Source organism: Pseudomonas sp. NLJ1 (assembly GCF_049486705.1).
GTDB lineage: Bacteria > Pseudomonadota > Gammaproteobacteria > Pseudomonadales > Pseudomonadaceae > Aquipseudomonas > Aquipseudomonas inefficax.
Window position 1 is genome coordinate 2,155,545 of record NZ_CP137735.1, and the last position, 22,484, is coordinate 2,178,028.

The 22,484-nt window shown below is 63.6% G+C and carries 23 protein-coding genes; 12 read left to right on the top strand and 11 right to left on the bottom strand.

Features of this window, described 5'->3' with window-relative positions; genetic code table 11:
- Positions 1–3: 3 nt before the first annotated feature.
- The 5 genes from urtB (at position 4) to R9B85_RS09705 (ending at position 4,807) form a co-directional block, all read left to right on the top strand.
- On the top strand, positions 4–1,491 hold the full coding sequence (urtB, locus tag R9B85_RS09685; RefSeq protein ID WP_313856781.1) for an urea ABC transporter permease subunit UrtB: 1,488 nt from the start codon (positions 4–6) through the stop codon (positions 1,489–1,491).
- The gene (gene urtC / locus R9B85_RS09690; protein ID WP_112253654.1) at positions 1,491–2,570 is read left to right on the top strand and encodes an urea ABC transporter permease subunit UrtC; all 1,080 of its coding nucleotides are present in this window, start codon (positions 1,491–1,493) and stop codon (positions 2,568–2,570) included. Before urtB ends, urtC begins: the two co-directional genes overlap by 1 nt.
- A complete protein-coding gene (gene urtD, locus R9B85_RS09695; protein WP_177421382.1) occupies positions 2,567–3,424 on the top strand; it encodes an urea ABC transporter ATP-binding protein UrtD in 858 nt (285 codons plus the stop codon). Before urtC ends, urtD begins: the two co-directional genes overlap by 4 nt.
- Before the next feature lie 137 nt (positions 3,425–3,561).
- Entirely contained in the window at positions 3,562–4,260 is a 699-nt protein-coding gene (urtE, locus tag R9B85_RS09700) for an urea ABC transporter ATP-binding subunit UrtE (RefSeq protein WP_085587952.1), read from the top strand.
- A gap of 31 nt (positions 4,261–4,291) precedes the next feature.
- Entirely contained in the window at positions 4,292–4,807 is a 516-nt protein-coding gene (locus R9B85_RS09705) for a GNAT family N-acetyltransferase (RefSeq protein ID WP_215520473.1), read from the top strand.
- A gap of 126 nt (positions 4,808–4,933) precedes the next feature.
- Here R9B85_RS09705 and R9B85_RS09710 read toward each other — a convergent pair whose 3' ends face one another.
- Positions 4,934–5,239, bottom strand: coding sequence for a chaperone modulator CbpM (locus R9B85_RS09710; RefSeq protein WP_025340803.1), 306 nt, complete (start codon positions 5,237–5,239; stop codon positions 4,934–4,936).
- A gap of 2 nt (positions 5,240–5,241) precedes the next feature.
- Positions 5,242–6,195: a curved DNA-binding protein gene (cbpA, locus tag R9B85_RS09715; protein WP_207877179.1), complete on the bottom strand. Its 954-nt coding sequence runs from the start codon at positions 6,193–6,195 to the stop codon at positions 5,242–5,244.
- 164 nt (positions 6,196–6,359) lie between these two features.
- Between cbpA and R9B85_RS09720 the strand changes: the two genes are divergently transcribed.
- Positions 6,360–7,631, top strand: a complete 1,272-nt coding sequence (locus R9B85_RS09720; RefSeq protein WP_423770992.1) for an Hsp70 family protein — start codon at positions 6,360–6,362, stop codon at positions 7,629–7,631.
- A 134-nt stretch (positions 7,632–7,765) separates the two neighbouring features.
- On the opposite strand, the gene R9B85_RS09725 is transcribed toward R9B85_RS09720, so the two are convergent.
- The 3 genes from R9B85_RS09725 to R9B85_RS09735 all read right to left on the bottom strand — a co-directional run bounded on the left by R9B85_RS09725 (position 7,766) and on the right by R9B85_RS09735 (position 9,983).
- Positions 7,766–8,773, bottom strand: a complete 1,008-nt coding sequence (locus R9B85_RS09725; protein WP_112253659.1) for an AI-2E family transporter — start codon at positions 8,771–8,773, stop codon at positions 7,766–7,768.
- Positions 8,774–8,844: 71 nt separating this feature from the next.
- Complete coding sequence (locus R9B85_RS09730; protein ID WP_003258250.1) at positions 8,845–9,132, bottom strand: PsiF family protein; 288 nt, start codon at positions 9,130–9,132, stop codon at positions 8,845–8,847.
- A 62-nt stretch (positions 9,133–9,194) separates the two neighbouring features.
- On the bottom strand, positions 9,195–9,983 hold the full coding sequence (locus R9B85_RS09735; RefSeq protein ID WP_423770993.1) for an AraC family transcriptional regulator: 789 nt from the start codon (positions 9,981–9,983) through the stop codon (positions 9,195–9,197).
- A gap of 226 nt (positions 9,984–10,209) precedes the next feature.
- Here R9B85_RS09735 and R9B85_RS09740 point away from each other — a divergent pair, with 226 nt between their 5' ends.
- Positions 10,210–11,082 (top strand): DMT family transporter, encoded by an 873-nt coding sequence (locus tag R9B85_RS09740; protein WP_112253661.1) that lies wholly within the window; start codon positions 10,210–10,212, stop codon positions 11,080–11,082.
- Here R9B85_RS09740 and R9B85_RS09745 read toward each other — a convergent pair.
- A complete protein-coding gene (locus R9B85_RS09745; RefSeq protein WP_252379081.1) occupies positions 11,079–11,969 on the bottom strand; it encodes an esterase/lipase family protein in 891 nt (296 codons plus the stop codon). The genes R9B85_RS09740 and R9B85_RS09745 overlap by 4 nt on opposite strands.
- Before the next feature lie 123 nt (positions 11,970–12,092).
- On the opposite strand from R9B85_RS09745, the gene osmE reads away from it, so the two are divergent.
- Both osmE and R9B85_RS09755 read left to right on the top strand, forming a co-directional pair.
- Complete coding sequence (gene osmE / locus R9B85_RS09750; RefSeq protein ID WP_112253663.1) at positions 12,093–12,434, top strand: osmotically-inducible lipoprotein OsmE; 342 nt, start codon at positions 12,093–12,095, stop codon at positions 12,432–12,434.
- A 47-nt stretch (positions 12,435–12,481) separates the two neighbouring features.
- Positions 12,482–13,012: a ferritin-like domain-containing protein gene (locus R9B85_RS09755; RefSeq protein ID WP_112253794.1), complete on the top strand. Its 531-nt coding sequence runs from the start codon at positions 12,482–12,484 to the stop codon at positions 13,010–13,012.
- Positions 13,013–13,142: 130 nt separating this feature from the next.
- Here the strand turns inward: R9B85_RS09755 and R9B85_RS09760 are convergent, their stop codons facing one another.
- Positions 13,143–15,209: an AsmA family protein gene (locus R9B85_RS09760; protein ID WP_112253664.1), complete on the bottom strand. Its 2,067-nt coding sequence runs from the start codon at positions 15,207–15,209 to the stop codon at positions 13,143–13,145.
- Between the two features lie 340 nt (positions 15,210–15,549).
- On the opposite strand from R9B85_RS09760, the gene R9B85_RS09765 reads away from it, so the two are divergent.
- The 3 genes from R9B85_RS09765 to R9B85_RS09775 all read left to right on the top strand — a co-directional run bounded on the left by R9B85_RS09765 (position 15,550) and on the right by R9B85_RS09775 (position 18,030).
- On the top strand, positions 15,550–16,002 hold the full coding sequence (locus R9B85_RS09765; protein ID WP_313856791.1) for a phage infection protein: 453 nt from the start codon (positions 15,550–15,552) through the stop codon (positions 16,000–16,002).
- Positions 16,003–16,124: 122 nt separating this feature from the next.
- Entirely contained in the window at positions 16,125–16,757 is a 633-nt protein-coding gene (locus R9B85_RS09770; RefSeq protein ID WP_112253665.1) for a TetR family transcriptional regulator, read from the top strand.
- A gap of 175 nt (positions 16,758–16,932) precedes the next feature.
- Positions 16,933–18,030: an AGE family epimerase/isomerase gene (locus R9B85_RS09775; protein ID WP_252379083.1), complete on the top strand. Its 1,098-nt coding sequence runs from the start codon at positions 16,933–16,935 to the stop codon at positions 18,028–18,030.
- A 98-nt stretch (positions 18,031–18,128) separates the two neighbouring features.
- On the opposite strand, the gene R9B85_RS09780 is transcribed toward R9B85_RS09775, so the two are convergent.
- The 4 genes from R9B85_RS09780 to livM all read right to left on the bottom strand — a co-directional run bounded on the left by R9B85_RS09780 (position 18,129) and on the right by livM (position 22,484).
- Entirely contained in the window at positions 18,129–18,896 is a 768-nt protein-coding gene (locus tag R9B85_RS09780; RefSeq protein ID WP_013974408.1) for an SDR family oxidoreductase, read from the bottom strand.
- Positions 18,897–19,594: 698 nt separating this feature from the next.
- On the bottom strand, positions 19,595–20,311 hold the full coding sequence (locus tag R9B85_RS09785) for an ABC transporter ATP-binding protein (protein WP_015271986.1): 717 nt from the start codon (positions 20,309–20,311) through the stop codon (positions 19,595–19,597).
- On the bottom strand, positions 20,308–21,183 hold the full coding sequence (locus tag R9B85_RS09790) for an ATP-binding cassette domain-containing protein (protein ID WP_010955466.1): 876 nt from the start codon (positions 21,181–21,183) through the stop codon (positions 20,308–20,310). The genes R9B85_RS09785 and R9B85_RS09790 overlap by 4 nt, the downstream gene beginning before the upstream one ends.
- Positions 21,180–22,484, bottom strand: a complete 1,305-nt coding sequence (gene livM / locus R9B85_RS09795; protein ID WP_112253667.1) for a high-affinity branched-chain amino acid ABC transporter permease LivM — start codon at positions 22,482–22,484, stop codon at positions 21,180–21,182. The genes R9B85_RS09790 and livM overlap by 4 nt, the downstream gene beginning before the upstream one ends.

Genomic DNA, 22,484 nt, shown 5'->3' on the forward strand with positions numbered 1-22,484 from the left:
CGCATGCTCAGACTGCTGCTCACCCTGCTCCTGCTGATCCCCCTGGCAACCCAGGCCAGCGAGGGCGAATTCTTCCTCACCGCCAAGCCCGCCGAGCAAGCCCGCCTGCTCGAAAGCTGGGCGGCGCAACCCGATACCGCACGCCTGCCGCTGCTGGACAACCTGCGCCAAGGCCGCATCGCCGCCAATGACACCCGCAAGGTGCGCCTGAACAACCGCCTGCGCGGCCTGATCGACAACGCCCTGGCCAGCCACCAGTTGCTCAGCGACAACAGCGCCACCCGCCTGGCCGCCGCCCAGCAACTGCAAAAGAGCGCGCAACCGGCGCAGATGGCCTTCCTCGACCGGCGCTTTGCCCTCGAAGTGGACCCCGCCGTGCACGCCGCCATCGGCCTGGCCCTGGCCAACCTGCAACTGGATGCCAGCGAACCGGCAGTACGTTTGGCAGCCGTTCGCCTGCTCGGCGAAACCGGTGACCCGCTGGCCCGCACCCGCCTCGAGGCATTGCTGCAACCCAACGCGGAAACCGACCCGGGCGTGCGCACCGCTGCCGAAACCAGCCTGGCCCAGGTGCAGCGCAAGCTGCTGGTGGGCGAACTGCTCGGCCAGGCCTTCAGCGGCCTGTCGCTAGGTTCGATCCTGCTGCTGGCAGCCCTTGGCCTGGCCATCACCTTCGGCCTGCTCGGGGTGATCAACATGGCCCACGGCGAAATGCTGATGTTCGGCGCCTACAGCACCTACATGGTCCAGATACTGCTGCAGCGCTACGCCCCCGGCGCCATCGAGTTCTACCCGCTGATCGCCCTGCCGGTGGCTTTCACCGTCAGTGCCGGGGTCGGCATGGCGCTGGAGCGCACGGTAATCCGCCACCTGTATGGCCGCCCACTGGAAACCCTGCTGGCGACCTGGGGCATCAGCCTGATCCTGATCCAGGCCATCCGCCTGCTGTTCGGCGCGCAGAACGTCGAAGTCAGCAACCCGGCCTGGCTTTCGGGGGGCATACAGCTGCTGCCCAACCTGGTGCTGCCGTACAACCGCCTGGTGATCATCGGCTTCGCCCTGGCCGTGGTTCTGCTCACCTGGCTGCTGCTCAACCGCACACGGCTGGGCCTGAACGTGCGCGCGGTCACCCAGAACCGCAACATGGCCGCCTGCTGCGGCGTGTCTACCGGGCGTGTCGACATGCTCGCCTTCGGCCTCGGCTCGGGCATCGCCGGGCTCGGCGGCGTGGCCCTGAGCCAGGTCGGCAACGTTGGCCCGGACCTGGGCCAGAGCTACATCATCGACTCGTTCCTGGTGGTGGTGCTCGGCGGCGTCGGCCAGTTGGCCGGCAGCCTCTGGGCAGCCTTTGGCCTTGGCATCGCCAACAAGCTGCTGGAGCCGCAGATCGGCGCCGTGCTCGGCAAGATCCTCATCCTTGCGTTGATCATTCTGTTCATCCAGAAACGCCCGCAAGGCCTGTTCGCCCTCAAGGGACGGGTAATCGACTGATGAACCAGCCACTGCTTGTCACCGCTACGCAAAAGGCCGGGCCACGCCTGACCCTGGCCATCGGCGCCGTCGTCGTCCTGCTGCTGGTGGCCCTGCCACTGCTGTCGCTGCTGCCGGCGGGCCATGCCCTGCAAGTGTCGGCCTACACCCTGACCCTGGTCGGCAAAATCCTTTGCTACGCCATCGTCGCCCTGGCCCTGGACCTGGTCTGGGGCTACGCCGGGCTGTTGTCACTGGGCCACGGGCTGTTCTTCGCCCTCGGTGGCTACGCCATGGGCATGTACCTGATGCGCCAGGCCGCCGGTGACGGCCTGCCAGGGTTCATGACCTTCCTGTCGTGGAGCGAGCTGCCCTGGTATTGGGCTGGTACCCAGCATTTCGCCTGGGCCCTGTGCCTGGTAGTACTGGCGCCCGGGCTGCTGGCGCTGGTGTTCGGCTGGTTCGCCTTCCGCTCGCGGATCAAGGGCGTGTACTTCTCGATCATGACCCAGGCCCTGACCTTCGCCGGCATGCTGCTGTTCTTCCGCAACGAAACCGGTTTTGGCGGCAACAACGGCTTCACCAGCTTCCGCACCATCCTCGGCTTCGACATTGCCGCCCAAGGCACCCGCGCGGTGCTGTTCCTGCTCACCGTCGGCCTGCTCCTGGCCAGCCTGTACCTGTGCTGGTGCCTGACCCGCAGCAAGTTCGGCCGTTTGCTCACCGCCGTGCGCGACGCCGAGAACCGCCTGATGTTCTGCGGCTACGACCCGCGCGGCTTCAAGTTGCTGGTGTGGGTGCTCAGTGCCGTGCTGTGCGGCCTGGCCGGTGCGCTGTATGTGCCGCAAGTGGGCATCATCAACCCCGGCGAGATGTCACCGACCAACTCCATCGAAGCCGCCGTGTGGGTGGCCCTGGGTGGGCGCGGCACCTTGATCGGCCCCCTGCTCGGCGCCGGCCTGGTCAATGGCATGAAAAGCTGGTTCACCGTGGCCTTCCCGGAGTTCTGGCTGTTCTTCCTCGGCGCATTGTTCATTCTCGTCACCCTGTACCTGCCTCAGGGCGTGGTCGGCCTGTTGAAGAAAAGGAGCCAGCCATGAGAGGCGTGCCCCCGGTACATCCGGAATTCATGCTCGAACCGGTGTTCGACAACCTCGGTGCCGGCCGCGACGCCATCGGCCTGGGCCAAAGCCGCAAGGCCGGCCTCGACACCCGCCACGGTACGGTGCTGAGCCTGGAAGACATCAGCGTCAGCTTTGATGGCTTCAAGGCGCTGAACGCTCTGAACCTGTACATCGGCGTGGGCGAGCTGCGTTGCATCATCGGCCCCAACGGTGCCGGCAAGACCACGATGATGGATGTGATCACCGGCAAGACCAGGCCCGACAGTGGCACGGCGTATTTCGGTGACACCCTCGACCTGACCCGCATGAGCGAATACCAGATCGCCCAGGCCGGCATAGGCCGCAAGTTCCAGAAGCCCACGGTGTTCGAGGCGCTGACGGTGTTCGAAAACCTGGAACTGGCACTGAAGACCGACAAGTCGGTGTGGGCCAGCCTGGCAGCGCGCCTGGGCGGTGAGCAGCGCCAGCGCATCGAGGAGGTGCTGGGTACCTTGCGCCTGCTGCCGCTGGCCCAGCGCCAGGCAGGCTTGCTGTCACATGGGCAGAAGCAGTTTCTGGAGATCGGCATGCTGCTGGTGCAGGAGCCGCAATTGCTGTTGCTGGACGAGCCAGTGGCGGGCATGACCGATGCCGAGACCGAGTTCACCGCCGAACTGTTCAAGGGGTTGGCTGGCAAGCATTCGCTGATGGTGGTGGAGCATGACATGGGGTTTGTCGGCAGCATTGCCGACCATGTGACCGTGCTGCACCAGGGCAGCGTGCTGGCGGAAGGGTCGCTGGAGCAGGTGCAGGCGGATGAGCGGGTGGTCGAGGTGTATCTGGGCCGGTAGACATTGAAACCTGTGTCGGCCTCTTCGCGGGTAAACCCGCTCCCACACAGGCCTGAAGAGCTGCGTGGTCCTTGTGGGAGCGGGTTTACCCGCGAAAGAGCCGGCACAGGCACAGCAACAATTTCAGGAATATACACATGCTCAAGATCGACACCCTGCACCAGTACTACGGCGGCAGCCACATCCTCCGGGGCCTGTCCTTCGAAGCCAAGGTCGGCGAAGTCACCTGCCTGCTGGGCCGCAACGGCGTGGGCAAGACCACCCTGCTGCGCTGCCTGATGGGCCTGGTCCCGGCGCGCGACGGCAACATCGAATGGGAAGGCAAGCCGATCACCAGCCTCAAGCCCCAGCAACGGGTCCACGCAGGCATCGCCTACGTCCCCCAGGGCCGCGAGATCTTCCCGCGCCTCACTGTCGAGGAAAACCTGCTGATGGGCCTTTCGCGCTTCCCCGCCCGTGAAGCGCGGGAGGTACCGCCCTTCATCTACGAACTGTTCCCCGTGCTGGAACAGATGAAACAACGCCGTGGCGGTGACCTGTCCGGCGGCCAGCAGCAACAGCTGGCCATCGGCCGCGCCCTGGCCAGCCGCCCGCGCCTGCTTATCCTCGACGAGCCCACCGAGGGCATCCAGCCTTCGGTGATCAAGGAGATCGGCGCAGTCATCCGTCGCCTGGCCGAGCGCGGCGACATGGCCATCCTGCTGGTGGAGCAGTTCTACGACTTCGCCGAGGAGCTGGCCGACCAGTACCTGGTGATGGCCCGTGGCGAGATCATCCAGCGGGGGCGCGGTGAAAACATGCAGGCCGAAGGTGTGCGCGGGCTGGTAACCATTTAATCTGCGAGCAACCACCCTGCGAGACGCTGTCATGAGTCATGAAATCCGCGACGCCCTGCTTTCCGATGTGCCGGGCATCCTCGACATCTACAACGACGCGGTGCGCAACACCACGGCGATCTGGAACGAAACACCGGTGGACCTGGCCAACCGCAAGGCCTGGTTCGATGCAAGGGCACAGCAGGGCTACCCGATCCTGGTGGCGGTGGATGAGAGTGGGGTGCTGGGCTATGCGTCGTTTGGCGACTGGCGGCCATTCGAGGGCTTTCGCCTTACTGTCGAGCATTCGGTGTATATCCGTGGCGACCAGCGTGGCAAGGGGCTGGGGCCGGTGCTGATGGCGGCGCTGGTCGAGCGCGCGCGCGAATGTGGCAAGCATGTGATGGTGGCGGCCATCGAGAGCGGCAATGCAGCGTCGGTGCGCCTGCACGAACGCCTGGGCTTCGTGGTGACCGGGCAGATGCCGCAGGTGGGGGTGAAGTTTGGCCGGTGGCTGGATCTGACCTTCATGCAGCTGGTGCTGGATCCGGGGGCAGAACCAAGCTGAATTTGATTTTGCCTGTACTGGCCTCTTCGCGGGTAAACCCGCTCCCACAGGTACTGCACACATCTCAGGAATCGTGCGATTCCTGTGGGAGCGGGTTCACCCGCGAAGAGGCCGGGCCTGCAAACCTCACATCTGGGTAAACCTGCCCAACCGCTGCCTCAGCATGTTGTTCTCGCTGCGCAACTGCTGCACTTCCTGCAGCAGCTCCAGCGCCAAAGCCACCCCTTCCCACTCCAGTTCCAGCTCCTGATGCAGCTTCGCCGCACGTTTGGCCAGCAACGGCGCCTGATCGTCGAACAACCAGTCTTCCGGCGTTCGGCCGGAAGGTTCGACAATGCCGTGCTCGACGATTTCGATCACGCAGTCAGCCGTGATATCGGCCTCCTGACACAAGGTACGCATGTCCAGTTGAACGATCAGGGTGCTGCTCATGATCACTTACTCCATTGTGTCCTCGGGTTGAACGCAGCCTTCTCGGAAAGCTTGGTCCACAGTTCGCGGGCAGACTCGTCGGATGCAGGCGGCATGACCACTTTCAGTTGCGCGTAAAGGTTGCCGCGCTCGCCACTCTTGTTGGCCAGGCCCTTGCCCGGTACGCGCAGGCGCTGGCCACTCTGGCTGTCGGGGCGGATGGTGAGGTTGATCTTGCCGTCCAGGGTCGGCACGGCCACCTTGGCGCCCAGTGCTGCCTCCCACGGTGCCAGCGGCACGGTGATGATCAGGTCATGACCTTCGACATCGAACAGCGGATGCGGTGCCATGCGAATGGTCAGGAACAGGTCGCCATTGGCCCCGCCGCCAATGCCCGGCGCGCCCTGGCCTTTGAGGCGGATGCGCTCGCCGTCGGTCACCCCGGCCGGGATCTTCACGTTCAGGGTCTTGGTAGTGAAGCCGGTGCGCTGGCCCATGGCATTGGTCTGCGGCACCTGGAAACTGATCTGCTTGGACTCCTTGCTCAGGGTCTCTTCAAGGAATACCGCCAGTTCTAGCTCCACGTCCTGCCCCCGCCTGCCGGCGCTGCGTTGCTGCTGCCGGGCACCACCGAACGGGTTGCCCCCCCGGCTACCAAAGATCGAACTGAAGAAGTCGGAAAAATCACCGCCTTCGAAACCACCGCCACCGCCGCGGCTTTCCCAGCCCGGTGGTGCCTGGAACGGCCGGCCATGCTGGCCGCCATACTTGCGGATTTCGTCGAATTCGGCACGTTTCTGCGCGTCGCCCAGCACTTCGTAGGCCTCGTTGGCCTCCTTGAATTTCTCCTCGGCGTCGCGCTCCTTGCTGACATCGGGGTGATACTTGCGCGCCAGCTTGCGGTACGCGGCCTTGATCGCCTTGTCGTCCGCCGTGGGCTCTACGCCGAGTATCTTGTAATAGTCTTTGAAGTCCATCTATGGATCACCAATGTGAATGTGCGTGTTGCAAGAGAAGATAGGGGTCAAGCATAGCCTTTCAAGACCGCCTTGGGTTTGCTCCATGGCAGACGACCGGTCTTGATTCTGTAGCCAACTGGCATACACTGCGCGGCCGTTTTGCCTCCGGAAGCTCATTTCCCATGTCTGACGTATCCCCGGCCCGCGCCCTGGGCATCGACTTTGGCACCTCCAACTCGACGGTCGGCTGGCACCGCCCCGGCGCCGAGTCGCTGATTGCCCTGGAAGACGGCAAGATCACCTTGCCCTCGGTGGTGTTCTTCAACATCGAGGAGCGTCGCCCGGTCTATGGCCGCCTGGCACTGCATGAGTACCTGGAAGGCTACGAAGGCCGCCTGATGCGTTCGCTGAAAAGCCTGCTGGGTTCCAAGCTGATCAAGCACGATACCAGCGTGCTGGGCAGCGCCCTGCCGTTCAAGGACCTGCTGGGCATGTTCATCGGCGAGCTGAAAAAACGCGCCGAGGCCGCTGCGGGGCGTGAGTTCGAGCAGGTAGTGCTTGGCCGCCCTGTGTTCTTCGTCGACGAAGACCCGGCCGCCGACCAGGAGGCCGAGGACACCCTGGCCGAAGTGGCGCGCAAGATCGGCTTCAAGGACGTGTCGTTCCAGTACGAGCCGATTGCCGCGGCCTTCGACTACGAGTCAAGCATCAGCCGCGAAGAGCTGGTGCTGATCGTCGACATCGGCGGTGGTACCTCGGACTTCACCCTGATCCGCCTGTCGCCCGAGCGCCACCTGGTCGCCGAGCGCCAAAGCGACATCCTCGCCACCGGCGGTGTACACATTGGCGGTACCGACTTCGACAAGCAACTGAGCCTGCAGGGTGTGATGCCACTGTTCGGCTACGGCAGCCGCATGAAGAGCGGCGCGCTGATGCCGACCAGCTATCACCTCAACCTCGCCACCTGGCACACCATCAACGCCCTGTATTCGCAGAAGTCGCAGCTGGCGCTGGGCAGCATGCGCTATGACATCGAGGACAGCTTCGGTATCGACCGCCTGTTCAAGCTGATCGAGCAGCGCGCCGGGCACTGGCTGGCGATGGAAGTGGAAGCCAGCAAGATCGAGCTGACCGAGCAGGACAGCCGCCGCATCGACCTGGGGCGAGTCGAGCCCGAGCTGACTGCGGAACTGACCCGCGCGCTGTTCGAAGAGGCGATCGAAGGGTTGCTGGAGCGGGTGCGTGGTAGCGTGACCGATCTGCTGGCCAAGGCGGGAGTGAGCGAGGCCCAGGTCGATACGGTGTTCTTCACCGGCGGTTCCAGCGGGATTCCGGCGCTGCGCAACAGTGTGTCGGCGATGCTGCCGAATGCGCGGCATGTGGAAGGCAACATCTTTGGCAGCATTGGTAGCGGGCTGGCCATCGAGGCGCGCAAGCGTTACGGCTTGGCCTGAGCCGACTGTCTAACCTGTGCCGGCCCTTTCGCGGGTAAACCCGCTCCCACAGGTACTGCACAAGTCTTGAGGTTTGTGCGATCGCTGTGGGAGCGGGTTTACCCGCGAAAGGGCCAGCACAGGCCAACAAACAATCAGACCAGTTCGGCCCGCTTCAGCTCACTCTTCAGGTAGGCATAGTAGATCGGCCCTGCCACCACCCCAGGCAGCCCGAACGCCGCCTCGAACACCAGCATCGCCAGCAGCAATTCCCACGACTTGGCACTGATCTGCCCGCCGACGATCCGCGCGTTGAGGAAATACTCGACCTTGTGGATGACGATCAGGTAACCCAGCGCCGCCGCCGCCACCCAGATCGACAGCGACAGGCCGACGATGGTGATCAGGGTATTGGACATCAGGTTGCCGATCACCGGCAGCAGGCCCAGCAGGAAGGTCAGCACGATCAGCGTCTTGGTCAGCGGCAGGTGCACATCGAACATCGGCAGCACCACGGCGAGGAAGATGCCGGTGAACGTAGTGTTGAGCAACGAAATCTTGATCTGCGCGAAGACGATGTTGCGAAACGCCTGTACCAGCAGGCTCAGGCGCTCGAACAGCGCCGCCGCCAGCGGCTTGCGCCGGGAGATGTCGGGGATGCGCTGCAAGGCGACGATGGCGCCGAGGATCATGCCGATCAGCAGGGTGACGAACATGTGCGCCATGCCCTTGCCGACCAGCTGCAGGTCGCTCAGGTGGCTCTTGATCCAGTCACCGATGGCCACCTTGAACTCCGCCGCACTGGCCGGCAGGTAGCTTTCGATGGACGGCGGCAGCTGCCCGCGGGCACGTTCCACCAGGGCCATGAACTTGTCCAGCGAGGCACCGGGGTTTTCCGCCTCGTGCAGCAGGAAGCTGAAAGCACCGGCAAACAGCAGGGTCAGGGTACTGACCACAAGCGTGCCGAGCAGCGCCACTGCCAGCCACCGCGCACGCTGCCCGGCGATCAGCGGCTGCAGCCGCGGCGTAAGCATGTTGACCAGCTCGAACACCAGCAAGCCGGCCAGCAGGCTTGGCAGCAACTTCAGGGGCAACGCCAGCAACAGGCCGGCAAACACGATGATCCAGCTGGCCAGGGTGACCTGGCGGGGGGTGAAGGTCATACAGCCTCAACGGCAGACAACGGGAAAGACCCGCAGTCTGCCAGCCTTACGCCTGCAGGCATAGGCGCAGGTCATTTCTTCTTCAGGCAGTCGCTCATGAACGCTTTGCGCTCGTCACCCTTCAGTGCCTTGGTGGTGGCGTCAGCGTTGCAGGTTTTCATCTTCTCTTGCTGGGTTTGTGGCACATCCTTCTTCAGGCAGGTGCTCATGAAGGCTTTGCGCTCATCGCCCTTGAGGGCCTTGGCGGTGGCGTCGGCGTTGCAGGTTTTCATCTTTTCCTGCTGCGCGGTATTGGCGGCGAAGCCTTGGGCGCTGAACAACACCGCCAATACCAGTAAGGGGATTTGCAGCACTTTCATGGAGTAGTCTCCTTGGCTCCGCGCCCTATGCACGGGGGTCGAGCTGAGTGTAGCCAAGATTCTCAACGCCCTGCCCGTGCCTGGCGACGGTAATGCTCGGGTGTGCACCGGGCCTGGCGCTGGAACATGGCGATGAACGCCGAGGCGCTGCTGTAGCCCAGGTCGAAGGCGATGGCCTGGATCGGCTGGCCGGCCTCAAGCGCTTCGATGGCGCGCAAAAAGCGCAGGCGCAGGCGCCATTCGCCAAAACCGATACCCAGTTCGCGCAGAAACTGGCGGGCCAAGGTACGTTCGCTGACATGCACCTGGGCAGCCCAGCCGGCCAGCGGGCGGTTGTCGCCCGGCTCGGCACCGAGGGCCTCGAGCACCTGGCGCAAGCCTTCGCTGTGGGCAAACGGCAGGTAGCAGGCCTGGGTGGGCGCCAGCAGCAGCTGGTCGACCAGCACCTGCACCAGGCGCTGGTCGCGCTCGCCCTCGGCCACCCGCAGTTCGCGTCGGGCGAAGTCGGCGAGGATAGCCTTGAGGATGTCGCTGATCATCAGGCTGCATGGTTGCTGCGGCAGTGCGGCGCACAGGCTGCGTTCCAGGTAGACCGAGCGGTAGACGATGGCCTGTGGGTTGTAGCAGCCATGCTCGGTGTCGGGCGGCACCCACACGGCGTATTGCGGTGGCGACAGGAAGTGCTGGCCGGCGACCTCCAGGTGCATCACGCCGTGGGCGGTGTAGTTGAGCTGGCCCCAGGCGTGGCGATGCAGGGCGCTGCGGGTGTCGGCACCGAACTCGTCGTGGCGGAAGTACACCGGGGCCGGGAGTTGGCTGAACTGGGGAATGTCGAGGTATTTGCGCGGCATGCTGTCTGCTTTGCGGGGTGAGTTGTCTGGATAGAAGTATAGGCTTGTTGACAGACAGTTGATAATGGCTGGCATCGGGGCCTGCTGCGCAGGCCATCGCGACACAAGGCCGCGCCTACAGGGACCCGCGTTGCCTTCCGGGCCAGTGCGATACCTGTAGGAGCGGCCTTGTGTCGCGATGGGCTGCAAAGCAGCCCCAATCAGTCCAAAACGAGTAAACCGCTACATGAACTACCTGTTCCCCCTGACCGCCATCCTGATCTGGGCCGGCAACACCGTGGTCACCAAGATGTCCGCCGGTGCCATCCACCCCGCCGAGATCGGCTTCTACCGCTGGCTGCTGGCCGCGTTCCTGTTCACCCCGTTCCTGCTGCCCGCCGTGTGGCGCAATCGCGCGGCCATCCGCCCGCACCTGGGCAAGGTCTTCGTGCTGGGCGTGCTGGGCATGGCGCTGTACCAGAGCCTGGCCTACTTCGCCGCCGGCATCACCAGCGCCACCAACATGGGCATCATCCTCTCGCTGATGCCACTGATGTCACTGGCACTGTCCATCGCCTGGCTGGGGCAGCGCCTGAGCTACGGCGCTCTGCTGGGCGCGCTGGTGTCATTTCTCGGTGTGCTTGAAGTGGTAAGCGCCGGCCACCCCGCCAGCCTGCTGCAACAAGGCCTGAACAGCGGCGACCTGCTGATGCTCGTGGCCACACTGGCCTACGCGCTGTACAGCTTCCTGCTGAAGAAATGGCAGCTACGCCTGCCGCCGATGCAGTTGCTGTACCTGCAGGTGCTGGTAGCCATCGTCGTGCTGCTGCCGCTGTTCCTGCTGTCGGACAAGACCGGCCTGAACAGCCGCAACATCGGCCTGGTGCTGTACGCCTGCGTGCTGGCCTCGATGATCGCGCCCCTGGTGTGGATGCAGGCCGTGCAACGCCTGGGGCCCAGCCGCACCACGCTGTTCTTCAACCTGCTGCCGCTGGTCACGGCACTGATCGCCGCCGTGGTGCTCGACGAGCAATTGGCCCGCTATCACCTCGTGGGTGGCCTGCTGACCCTGGTGGGCGTAGTGCTGGCCGAGCGCTGGACAACGCCGATCCGTCGCTAGAGCCCTGCCGCCTTGAGCCGGGCGGCATGTTCGATGAACAGCCGCACCGGTTCGGCACCCTTGCCCACCGCACCAAGCGACTGGTTGACGATATCCAGGTGGTCGAGCGGGTAATCGTCGCCGATCACCTGCCCCAGGTGCGAACTGAAGCGCCCGACCATACCGTCGCAATGGCCCTTTTCCTTGACGAAACTGCGCGCGAACAGGCGGCAGAAGTGGCTGCTGCCGTCAAAACGGTTGCGTCGCTGGTCGGTCAGGCCGGGCTGCAAGGTGCCGGACCAGGAGTAATAGCGCACGCCATCGACCTCATAGGCCCCTTCCTCGCCCCAGGTGTCTGGCAAGCCCTGTGGATAAGCCTGGTTGAACAGCGCCACCCCGGCGCTGGTCAACGACTGGTGCGAGGCGTGTACATCCACCGGCAGCGGGTCGCGGCGCCAGCCGGTTTCCAGCCACACCAGCAGCACGGCCAAGCCATGCAGCACAGCCTTCAGGATACGCCCCTGCGGGGAATCGCCCGGTGCCGTGCGCTCCAGGTAGTCGGCCAGTTCCGAGCCATGGTTGGGCCCCGCCACCGAAGTGACCGAAGCCACCCGCCCGGGCCGCCTGGCGGCCGCGTAGCGCGCGCTCAAGGCGCCCTGACTGTGGCCTATGAGGTTGACCCTTTGCGCACCGGTGCGCTGGCAGATGTCTTCGATGATCGCCAGCAACTGCTCGCCGCGCACCTCGCTGGAATGCAGCGGCGAAACCTGCACCGGGAACACCTGCGCCCCACCCTTGCGCAGGGCCGGCACGATGCCGAACCAGTAGGGGTAGAGCACGACGCGGACAAAACCGAGCATGCCCGGCACCAGAACCAATGGGTATCGCGTGGCCAATTCCTGCTGCATTGCCCCAGCCCCTTTCCGTGGACGATCGGCCAACACTACAGCGACCTTGATGACCATCGCAATCGAACTCCCGGCGCGCGCTGCGGTTCCAAACCACACATACCCTTTGCAAGGAGCGGGACCATGTACAAGCAGACCCTGGCAATCCTTTTGGCAAGCGCCACCCTCGCCGCCTGCGGCAGCCGCCCGGAAAACCCGGTGGACTACGTCACCTACCGCGACGAGCCGCTGGTCAAGCAGGTGGAAAACGGCATGACCATGCAGAAAGTCATCGCCATCGGCGGCAGCCCGTCCAACGTCATCGACCTTCCCCATGGCGGCACCTGCAACGACTACATCCTCAACCATGACGGCCACCAGCAGCCCTACTACGTGCGCTTCGACGCCACTGGCCATGTCGATGCCAAAGGCTTCAAGACCTGCAAGCAACGCCAGGAAGACAGCGACGCTGCCCACGGCGCATAACTTTCACAGGACCTGCCATGACCACCCTGATGCTTTCGGAGATGAACATGAATGCGACTGAACTGACTGATGTGCAAACGCTTCGCGAACGAGCTCGCCAGCATGTCGAGAACGGGGCCGTGACCGAGGGTTACCAGGCTGACCGCGAGCAAATCATCAGCCTGCTCAACGAAGCCCTGGCCACCGAGCTGGTCTGCACATTGCGCTACAAACGCCACTACTTCATGGCCAGCGGCATCAAGGCCAGCGTGGCTGCCGATGAGTTCCTCGAGCATGCCAACCAGGAAGCCGAGCACGCCGACAAGCTTGCCGAACGGATCGTGCAGTTAGGTGGAGAGCCGGATTTCAACCCGGACAACCTCAGCAAACGGTCTCATGCCCAGTATGTGGCGGGCACTTCATTGAAAGAGATGGTGCTGGAAGACCTGGTGGCGGAGCGGATCGCCATCGATAGCTATCGTGAGATCATTCGGTACATTGGTGACAAGGATCCGACTACGCGGCGGATTTTCGAAGACATCCTGGCGCAGGAAGAAGAGCACGCGGACGATATGTCCGACCTGTTGCAAGGCTTGTGATTGCTGGGGGCGCTTTGCGCCCCATCGCGACACTAGGCCGCTCCTACAGAGGGAGCGCCTCTCGGCAGATTTGCGCGATTCCCTGTAGGAGCGGCCTTGTGTCGCGATGGGCCGCGAAGGGTCCCCCCTGCTATTTCCGCTCTTTCACCACCGCCGGCGCCTTGCCCGCCTTCATCTGCTGCAACAGCGGCGTGCACTGGTTGGGATCATCCCCGCTGCTAGGCGCAATCAGCGCCAGCAACCCCGCAGCCGGCCCGGCCACCACGCCCAACGCCACCATCCCCGCGCCGCGCAAGGCCAACGGCACCGCCTGCACCCCGGCACTGGGTTTGGCGAACGGCCCGCGCACATACAGCGGCGAGCGCAGCGAGAACAGCCGCAACCCTTTCGATTCAGGGGTAATTTTCAGGTCCAGCTGCTCAGTGGCGAAATTGGCCGTGCCGTTGATGTAGATGATCGCGTTCTCGGTATCGAAGATGAACAGGCGCGTTGTCGCCAGGCCATCCTTGATACCAACATCAGCCGCCGCGCAATTGATCTTCACATCCTCATCGCCAAACAGCTTGCCGACCACATAGTTGCCCACGTTCAACCCGGCAATCTCCATCAGGCTGCGGCTGATGGCGCCATCGTTGATGAGCATGCGCAGGTCGCCATTGGCGGTGCCCAGCAAGGCGGCCACCGAGTTGCCCCGGCCGGTGATATCGGCATCGCCGTTCAACTCACCGAAGCTGGTCTGCATTGGCGCAAAGGAGGGGAACAACTGCTTGAGCTTGAAGCCCCGCGCCGTCAGCCGGGCACGACCCTGTAGCGGTACGTTGCGGCCATCCAGGCGGATCCTGGAAGCCAGGTTGCCGCCAGCGACGCCAAAACGCAGGGGCTCCAGGCGCAGCAGGCCGTCTTCCAGAATCACGTGGGCCGAAAGGTCGTTGAACGGCAGTTGTGCGCTGTGCACGATGCGCTTGCCGGCGAAGGTGACGTCAGCGTCCATCGCGCGCCAGCGCTCGGTGCGGAACTCTTCCACCGGCAGCACCTTGCCCGTCGGCTGCTTGCTGGCACCACCACGGGCCTTCTGCTCGGCGTTGGAGTCGGCGCCGATCAGCGGCGCCAGGTCCTTGAACAGCAACTGGTTGGATACCAGGTTACCGGACAGCTTGGGCCGTGGCTGGCTGGCAACGAAGGCCAGGTCGCCATGGATATCGCTGTCACCGATCTTGCCGTTGAAACCCTGGTAGTTAAAGGTGGCCCCTTGCGCCGCGTGCAGGTTGGCGCTGAGGTGGCCGTCGGTGGAATAGGCCGGGGTATCGGGCAAGGTTACGCCGGTCAACGGGTAGAGGTTGCCCAGGCTGGCCCCGGACAGGCGCAGGCGCAGGTCGAGGGCGCCGAGGTTGCGCGGGTCGGTCAGGGTACCGGCGAGTACCACATGAGTGTCGGCGATACGCACGTCAGCCTGCAGCGGGAACGGCTGGCTGGCGTCCTGCAGGGCCAGCAGGCCGCCGATCTTGCCAGTGCCGGACACCGGCTGGCCTTTGTAGCGGCCCTGGGCCTTGAGCCCGAAGGCATAGTCCTGCGCAGCACCAGTCTTCTCGGCGCTGGCCTTGCCGACGATGTCGCTGAATGGGACAGGCTTGCCCAGCGGGTCGATCTGCACCTTCATGCTGGTTTTCAGGGTTTGGTCATCGAAGCTGACATTGCCCTGGTCGAAGCCGATGGCACCAATATCCAGCTGCCATTTGGAAGGCTCCGCATTTTCATCCTTGGGACCGAAGTCGAAAGTCCAGTTGGCGCGGCCGTCGGCCAGGCGGGTGAGGCTGGCTGTGGGCTTGGTCAGGTCGATGCGCGGGATGCTGATCTGCTGGAACAGCAGGGGCAGCGGCGCCAGGCGGAACGCCACGCGCTCCAGGCCGACCATCTTCGGTTCCTTGAGCCAATCGGGGTTGCCCAGGGTCAGGTCTTCGGCAATGAAGTGCGGCCAAGGCACCCAGGCACGCCAGCCCCCTTCTTCTGGTTCGGTGCGCCAGTCCACGGCAAGGTTACCATTGATCGCGAAAGGCCGCTGCAGGGCCTCGGAGACTTTCTCGTTGAGCAGGGGCTTGACGCGGTTCCAGTCGAAGGTGGCGATCACCACCACCAGGATCGCCAGCAGGGTCAGCAGGCTGGTGAAGGTCCAGACGAGGATTCTGGCGGGACGCGTCATTGCGTGATTCTCCTTGCGGTATGGCACAGAACAGGCGCAGCGGTGGCGCTCAATATCTCGGACTGATGAAAACCCGTGGGGTTTTATCAATGGCGCCATGATAGCGAAGTTTTTCCTGGCCTTTTGCTCAGCAATTCGTCGCGCCAGAGCAGGCGTGTTACTCGGAAAGGAGTCTATCAAATTGCCATCAAATGACCTGAAAAGCACTATCTAGAGCAGCTTCTGACCTCTATCAATACGGTCGATTGTTACCATTACCCGTATGAACTTCTCTCTGGCGTTACCCGGCGTAGCATTGGCTCCGTACCCACTTTCCAGCCCCCGAGAGGAGCACCGAATCATGAAACGCCATCTGTTGACCCTGACCCTGTCCATCCTGGCTGCCAACGCTTTTGCCCTGCCAGCCGACGAGCAACATTTGAGCGCCGAATCGCGCTCCAGCGCAGCTGAAATTGCCCAGCCGCTGAAAACTGTTGCCGAAGGCGGTGCTGATCGCCTGATCGAACGTAGTGGCCGCGTTGCCGAAGGTGGCTCCGATCGCCTGATCGAACGTACTGGCCGCGTTGCAGAAGGTGGCTCCGATCGCCTGATCGAACGTAGTGGCCGCGTTGCCGAAGGCGGCTCCGATCGCCTGATCGAACGTAGTGGCCGCGTTGCCGAAGGTGGCTCCGATCGCCTGATCGAACGTAGTGGCCGCGTTGCCGAAGGTGGCTCCGATCGCCTGATCGAACGTAGTGGCCGCGTTGCCGAAGGTGGCTCCGATCGCCTGGTTGAACTCAGCCGTGTGAGCTGATCACCATGGCCGAAAACAACAACTTCTGTCACAACGCCTGCTCCCCTCCAAGCCCGGTCCATTGACCGGGCTTTGTTTTTTTAACTAGAGTGCCCAGCCTTACCGCCACAGAAGCCCGCACCATGCTGCCGCGCGCCGAACAGAAGCTACAGACCCGCCAGGCCCTGCTCGATGCTGCCTGCCAGCTCATGGAGAGTGGCCGTGGTTTCGGCAGTATCAGCCTGCGCGAAGTGGCGAAGACGGCCGGCATCGTACCTACCGGCTTTTACCGGCATTTTTCCGACATGGACGCCCTTGGCCTGGCCCTGGTTGCCGAGGTCGACACTACCTTCCGCCAGACCATCCGCCTGGTGCGCCAGAACGAATTCGAACTGGGCGGTATCACTGACGCCTCGGTGCGCATCTTCCTCGACGTAGTCGCCGCCCACCGTGCGCAGTTTCTGTTCCTCGCCCGTGAGCAGTACGGCGGTTCGCATGCCGTACGCCAGGCCATTGCCCGCCTGCGCCAGGACATCAGCGACGACCTGGCCACCGACCTTGCGCGGATGAAGCGCTGGCAGCACCTGGACAGCGCCGCGCTGGCGGTGATGGCCGACCTGGTGGTGAAGACCGTGTTCGCCACCCTGCCCGAGCTTATCGACAGCCCCGAAGCGGGTTACCCACAGGCGCTGACACCGCAGGAAAAGATCACCCAGCAGTTGCGCTTCATCTTCGTGGGTGCGCGGCATTGGCAGGGGCTTGGCAACCCGGGCTGATCGGTAGCCTGTGCCGGCCTCTTCGCGGGTGAACCCGCTCCCACAGGTACCCCGCATTGCTCGAACCTTGTGGTGATCCTGTGGGAGCGGGCGTGCCCGCGAAGAGGCCGGCACAGGCTACCCACAACCCAGTTCTGCTACCATGGCGCCCTGCCCGACAGCGACGAGCGCCGAAATGTCCGACCCCCGCCCCACCCTGCCCGAACTGGCCCGCTTCAACCAGCACTTCGCCGAACGCATCGTGCCGTTGTGGCAAGGCCCGGGCTGGAACGCCGACATGGCCCTGCCCTACGAAGCCCTGGACGCCCAGCACCAGCCATTGCCGGTGCAGCGCTACCGGGCCATGGCCTGCGCGCGCCAGCTGTACCTGTTCAGCAGCCGCATCGGGCAACCGGGCGCAGCCGAGCGTGCGGCCGCCCTGTTCCGCTCGCTGCAAAAGCACTTCCATGACGCCGAACACGGCGGCTGGTTCTACAGCATCGACGCCCAGGGCAAACCGCTGGATCGGCGCAAGGACCTCTACACCCACGCCTTCATCGTCTTCGCCTGTGCGCATTACTGGGGCAAGGTGCGTGAAAACCTGGTGGAGTCCACGCTGAACGCCGCGCTGGACATCATCGACCAGCAGTTCGCCCGCGACGATGGCCTGTACGAAGCCAGCCTCGCTGCAGACTGGGCAGACCTTGGCAGCGGCCCGCTGCAAAACCCGCAGATGCACCTGGCCGAAGCCTTCCTGCAAGTGCTGGCGGTGCGTGAGGACGAGCACGCTCGGCAATCGCTGCTGCAACTGTGCGAGGCGCTGCAGGCGCACTTCATCGAACCGGCCCACGGCCTGATGCTGGAAAAGCCACGCGGCGCTGTGGATAACTGGTTCGAGCCGGGGCACCAGTTCGAGTGGTTCTATCTGCTGCATACCTCGCCATTGCTGCGTGATACGCCGCTGCATGCGTCCATCGACCGGGCCTTTGGCTTTGCCGAGCAGTACGGGGTGAAGGATGCGGCGGTGCTGGCCATGCTGGATGCAGACGGCAAGGTGCTCGACGCCACCCAGCGGATCTGGGCACAGGCGGAGTATCTGCGTGCGTTGGTCTTGCGGACAGGAGGCGAGGCGAAGCTGGCCGGGCAGCTGCAGGCGCTGGAAATACGGTTCCTGCGTGAAGCGGGCTGGTATGAGTGCCGGGATGGGCAAGGCAGTGTCAGCCGGCATGACATGCCTTCGACTACGCCCTACCATTTGGCGACTTGCCTGGAAGGGCTGCAGCGCCTGGGCTGACGCATTCGCGGGTGAACCCGCTCCCACAGGGATAGCGCCTGCTCTGAAACCGGTGCAGTACCTGTGGAAGCGGGTTTACCCGCGAAGAGGCCCTCGGATCAGCCCTTGACCGACCGGTCGATCGAAAACCCTGCCCAGTCCTGGCTCACCGGCATCAGCTCGAGGCTGTTGATGTTGATATGTGCCGGCTGGTTGAGGATCCAGAAGATGGTCTCGGCAATGTCCTGCGGCTGGATCGGCTCGGCACCGGCATAGGTGGCGTCATATTTGGCCTGGTCACCGCCGAAGCGCACCAGCGAGAACTCGCTCTCGCACAGGCCCGGCTCGATGTTGCTCACACGCACACCCGTACCCCGCAGATCGCAGCGCAGGCTCAACGAGAACTGGCCGACGAAGGCCTTGGTGCCGCCGTACACGTTGCTGCCCGGGTACGGGTAGTTGCCCGCCACCGAACCCACGTTGAGGATCGACGCCCCACGGCCATGGGCGATCAGCCGTGGCAGCAGCAGGCGGGTGGTGTACATCAGGCCCTTGATGTTGGTGTCGACCATGGTTTCCCAGTCGTCCAGGCTGCAGTTCTGCGCCGCGTCCACACCCAGCGCCAGGCCTGCGTTGTTGACCAGGCCGCGCAACTTGTCGAAGCCGGCCGGCAGGTTGGCGATGGCCTGCTCCATGGCCTTGCGGTCACGTACGTCGAGCACCAGGCCGTGCACTTCGGTCTTGGCCGACAGTTCGGCGCACAGGGCATCCAGGCGCTCCTTGCGGCGGCCAGTGAGCACCAGCTTCCAGCCGGCTTCGGCGAAGCGGCGGGCTGTGGCCTCGCCGAAACCGGAAGTCGCGCCAGTGATGAATACGGTGGACGTCATGCTCTGTTCCTCACGGTGGGTTGTCATCGGCAGTGTTGCAGCATGCCCGCGCCGGGCGCTTGCAGCAACCCGCCCGCGCCACTGTTCATTTTTTGATCACATGCAGCAAAGCCTTGCAGCAGAGGGCTCGGCAGCAGCTATGCGCACGTTATCCACAAGCCTTTCCCCACGGATTGGGGGCAACTTGTCCACGGTGCGGAACCCTTTCAGCGACTTGCGGTCGGTGGATATCTCTTCGGTGATGGCGCAGGGCTTTCAAGCATGCTGCCTGCAGCGGTCTGTCCAAGGTTTTTTCACAGGGTTATCCACAGGCTTTGCGCGAGCCTTGGAATGAATGCAGGGCTTTGAAAAACCTGGGAAAATCATCCACAAGGCGCTTGTGATCAAAAAATGATCATGAAGCTGCAGGGCTTGCTATCAAAGGGCTTGAGCGAGATGCCACCATGTTTTCCACAGGCGGTTCCACATTATCCGTGGAAAAGATCGGGCCTGTGGAAACAAGGGCTTGAGATGGGATGCTGGAGTGTATGGAGGCAGGCCCGCGACAAGTTGTCCACATTTGGAATCGGGGCTGCTTTGCAGCCCATCGGGACACAAGGCCGCTCCTACAAGGGGCCGCGATGCCACATGGAATCGCAGATCGCCTGTAGGAGCGGCCTTGTGTCGCGATGGGCCGCAAAGCGGCCCCCGAATGCAACTCAATGCCCGCCGAGATAGGCGTTGCGCACTTCCTCGTTGACCAGCAGCTCCTGCCCCGTCCCACTCATGCGAATCTGCCCGTTGACCATCACATAAGCCCGGTCCGACAGTTTAAGCGCATGGTTGGCGTTCTGCTCCACCAGGAAGATGGTCATCCCGGTCTTGGCCAGTTCGCGCAAGGTCGAGAAGATCTGCTTGACCACGATCGGTGCCAGCCCCAGCGATGGCTCATCCAGCAGCAACAACTTTGGCCGGCTCATCAGCGCGCGGGCAATGGCCAGCATCTGCTGCTCGCCTCCGGACATGGTCATGGCCCTTTGGTTACGCCGCTCCTTCAAACGTGGGAACAGCTCGTACATGCGCTGCATGTCTTCGTCGGCATGCTTGTCGCCGATGGGGATGGTACCCATCATCAGGTTCTCCTCAACGGTCATGTCGGGGAATACCCGACGCCCTTCAGGCGACTGGGCAATACCGTTGGAGGCGATGTAGTGCGACGACTTGCGAGTGATGTCGGTGCCGCGGTACACGATATGCCCTGACGCCGCGCGCGGCTGGCCGAAGATCGACATCAGCAGGGTCGACTTGCCGGCACCGTTGGCGCCGATCAGGCTGACCGTCTCGCCCTCGTTGATGTGCATCGAGACCTTTTTCAGCGCCTGGATCGGGCCGTAGAACACGTCCAGGTCCTTCAGTTCGAGAATGGGTGCACTCATACCAGCTCCTCTTCATCGGCACCCAGGTAGGCGGCGATCACCGTCGGGTTGTGGCGGATATCCTGCGGCGCACCTTCGGCAATCACGTTGCCGTGGTCGAGCACCACGATATGGTCGGAAATGCTCATGACCATGCCCATGTCATGTTCGATCAGCACCACGGTGATGTCGTGCTCGTCACGCAGCACGCGGATCATGCGGCTTAGGGCCTCGGTTTCCTGTGGGTTCAGGCCAGCCGCCGGTTCGTCCAGGCAGATGATCTTCGGCCGCGTGCACATGGCCCGGGCAATCTCCAGACGGCGCTGCTGGCCGTACGACAGCTCACCGGCCAGGCGGTTGGCGCAATCGACCAGATCGACCACCTCCAGCCAGTAGAACGCATGGTCCAGTGCGTCGCTCTCGGCCTTGCGGTAGGCCTTGGTGTTGAGCACCCCGGCCAGCAAGTTGCGGTTGACCCACATGTGCTGGGCCACCAGCAGGTTCTCCACCACCGACATTTCCTTGAACAGGCGAATGTTCTGGAAGGTGCGTGCCAGGCCGGCACGGTTGACCAGGTGGGTACCGCCGAACATCTTGTAGTACATGCGGTTGGCAAAGCGCGCCGGCGACACGAAATCGGCCGCCTGGAAGCGCTCGCCGAGCAGCTGGATGACATTGGTATGGCTGCCGCGCACGTTCAGTTCGATGCGCCCGCCACTGGCTTTGTAGAAGCCGGTCAGGCAGTTGAATACAGTGGTCTTGCCGGCGCCGTTGGGGCCGATGAGGGCGAAGATCTGGTTACGCCGGACCTTCAGGCTGACATCGCTGAGCGCCTTGATGCCACCGAACTGCATCATCAGGTTGTCGACCGAGAGAATGATATCGTCGCTCATGGCGCCACTCCTTTACGCGGGGTCACACCGGTACGGCTGATGCGGATCAGCCCACGCGGTCGCCAGATCATCATCAGCACCATCAGCACACCGAACAGCAGCACCCGGTATTCGGAGAAGCTGCGCAGCAGCTCCGGCGCCACGGTCAGCACGAACGCCGCGATCACCACGCCCACGGTCGAGCCCATGCCGCCAAGCACGACGATGGCGAGGATCAGCGCCGATTCGAAGAAGGTGAACGACGACGGGTTGACGAAGCCCTGGTAGGTGGCGAAGAACACCCCTGCCAGGCCAGCGGTAGAGGCACCCAGGGTGAAGGCCGAGAGCTTGACCAGCACGTGGTTCAGGCCCATCGAGCGGCAGGCGATCTCGTCTTCGCGCAGCGCTTCCCAGGCACGGCCGACCGGCATGCGGGTCAGGCGGTGCTTGATGTACAGCACGGCCAGCACGACGATGAACAGCACCGCGTAGATGAACACGAACTTGAGGTTGGCGTTGTAATCGAAGCCGAAGAACTCATGGATCGGCACCCCGCCGTCCTTGGCCCGGCGGCCGAATTCCAGGCCAAAGAAGGTCGGTGCCGGCGCCGGCATGCCATTCGGGCCACCGGTGAACGACAGCCAGTTGTTCAGCACCAGGCGGATGATTTCGCCAAAACCCAGGGTCACGATCGCCAGGTAATCGCCATGCATTCGCAGCACCGGGAAACCGAGTATGCACCCCGCCAGCGCCGCAGCGATGGCCGCCAGTGGCAGCACGCTCCAGAAGCCCAGGCCAAGGTATTGGTAACCCAGCGCCAGGCCGTACGCGCCAATGGCATAGAACGCCACGTAGCCCAGGTCGAGCAGGCCGGCCAGGCCGACCACGATGTTCAGGCCCAGGCCCAGCAGCACGTAGATCAGGCCGAGAATGACCACGGTCAGCAGGTACTTGTTGGCGAAGATCGGGAAGACGATGGCGATCACCACCAGCGCCGGGATGATGTAGCGCAGGCGCGACACGTAGTTCGGCGCGCGCACATGCACGCCCGAGCCGCCGCTATCGAAGCCTTCCAGCATGCGCCGTCCGGCGGCTGTCTGCAGGTACAGGCTGAGCAGGAAGCGCCCGAGCATCACCCCGCCGACCAGCCACGCCACACGCCGCGGCTCGGCATTGAAGGTGTAGCCGTCGAGCACCACGCCGACGACCGGGCCAAACACGATGAGTGCCAGCAGGCCGGCGACGATGGTCTCCAGCAAGCTGCGTTTAAGGTCGAAACCCTTGTTGGTTTCGCTTACAGCGGCAGTTTTGGCAATGGACAT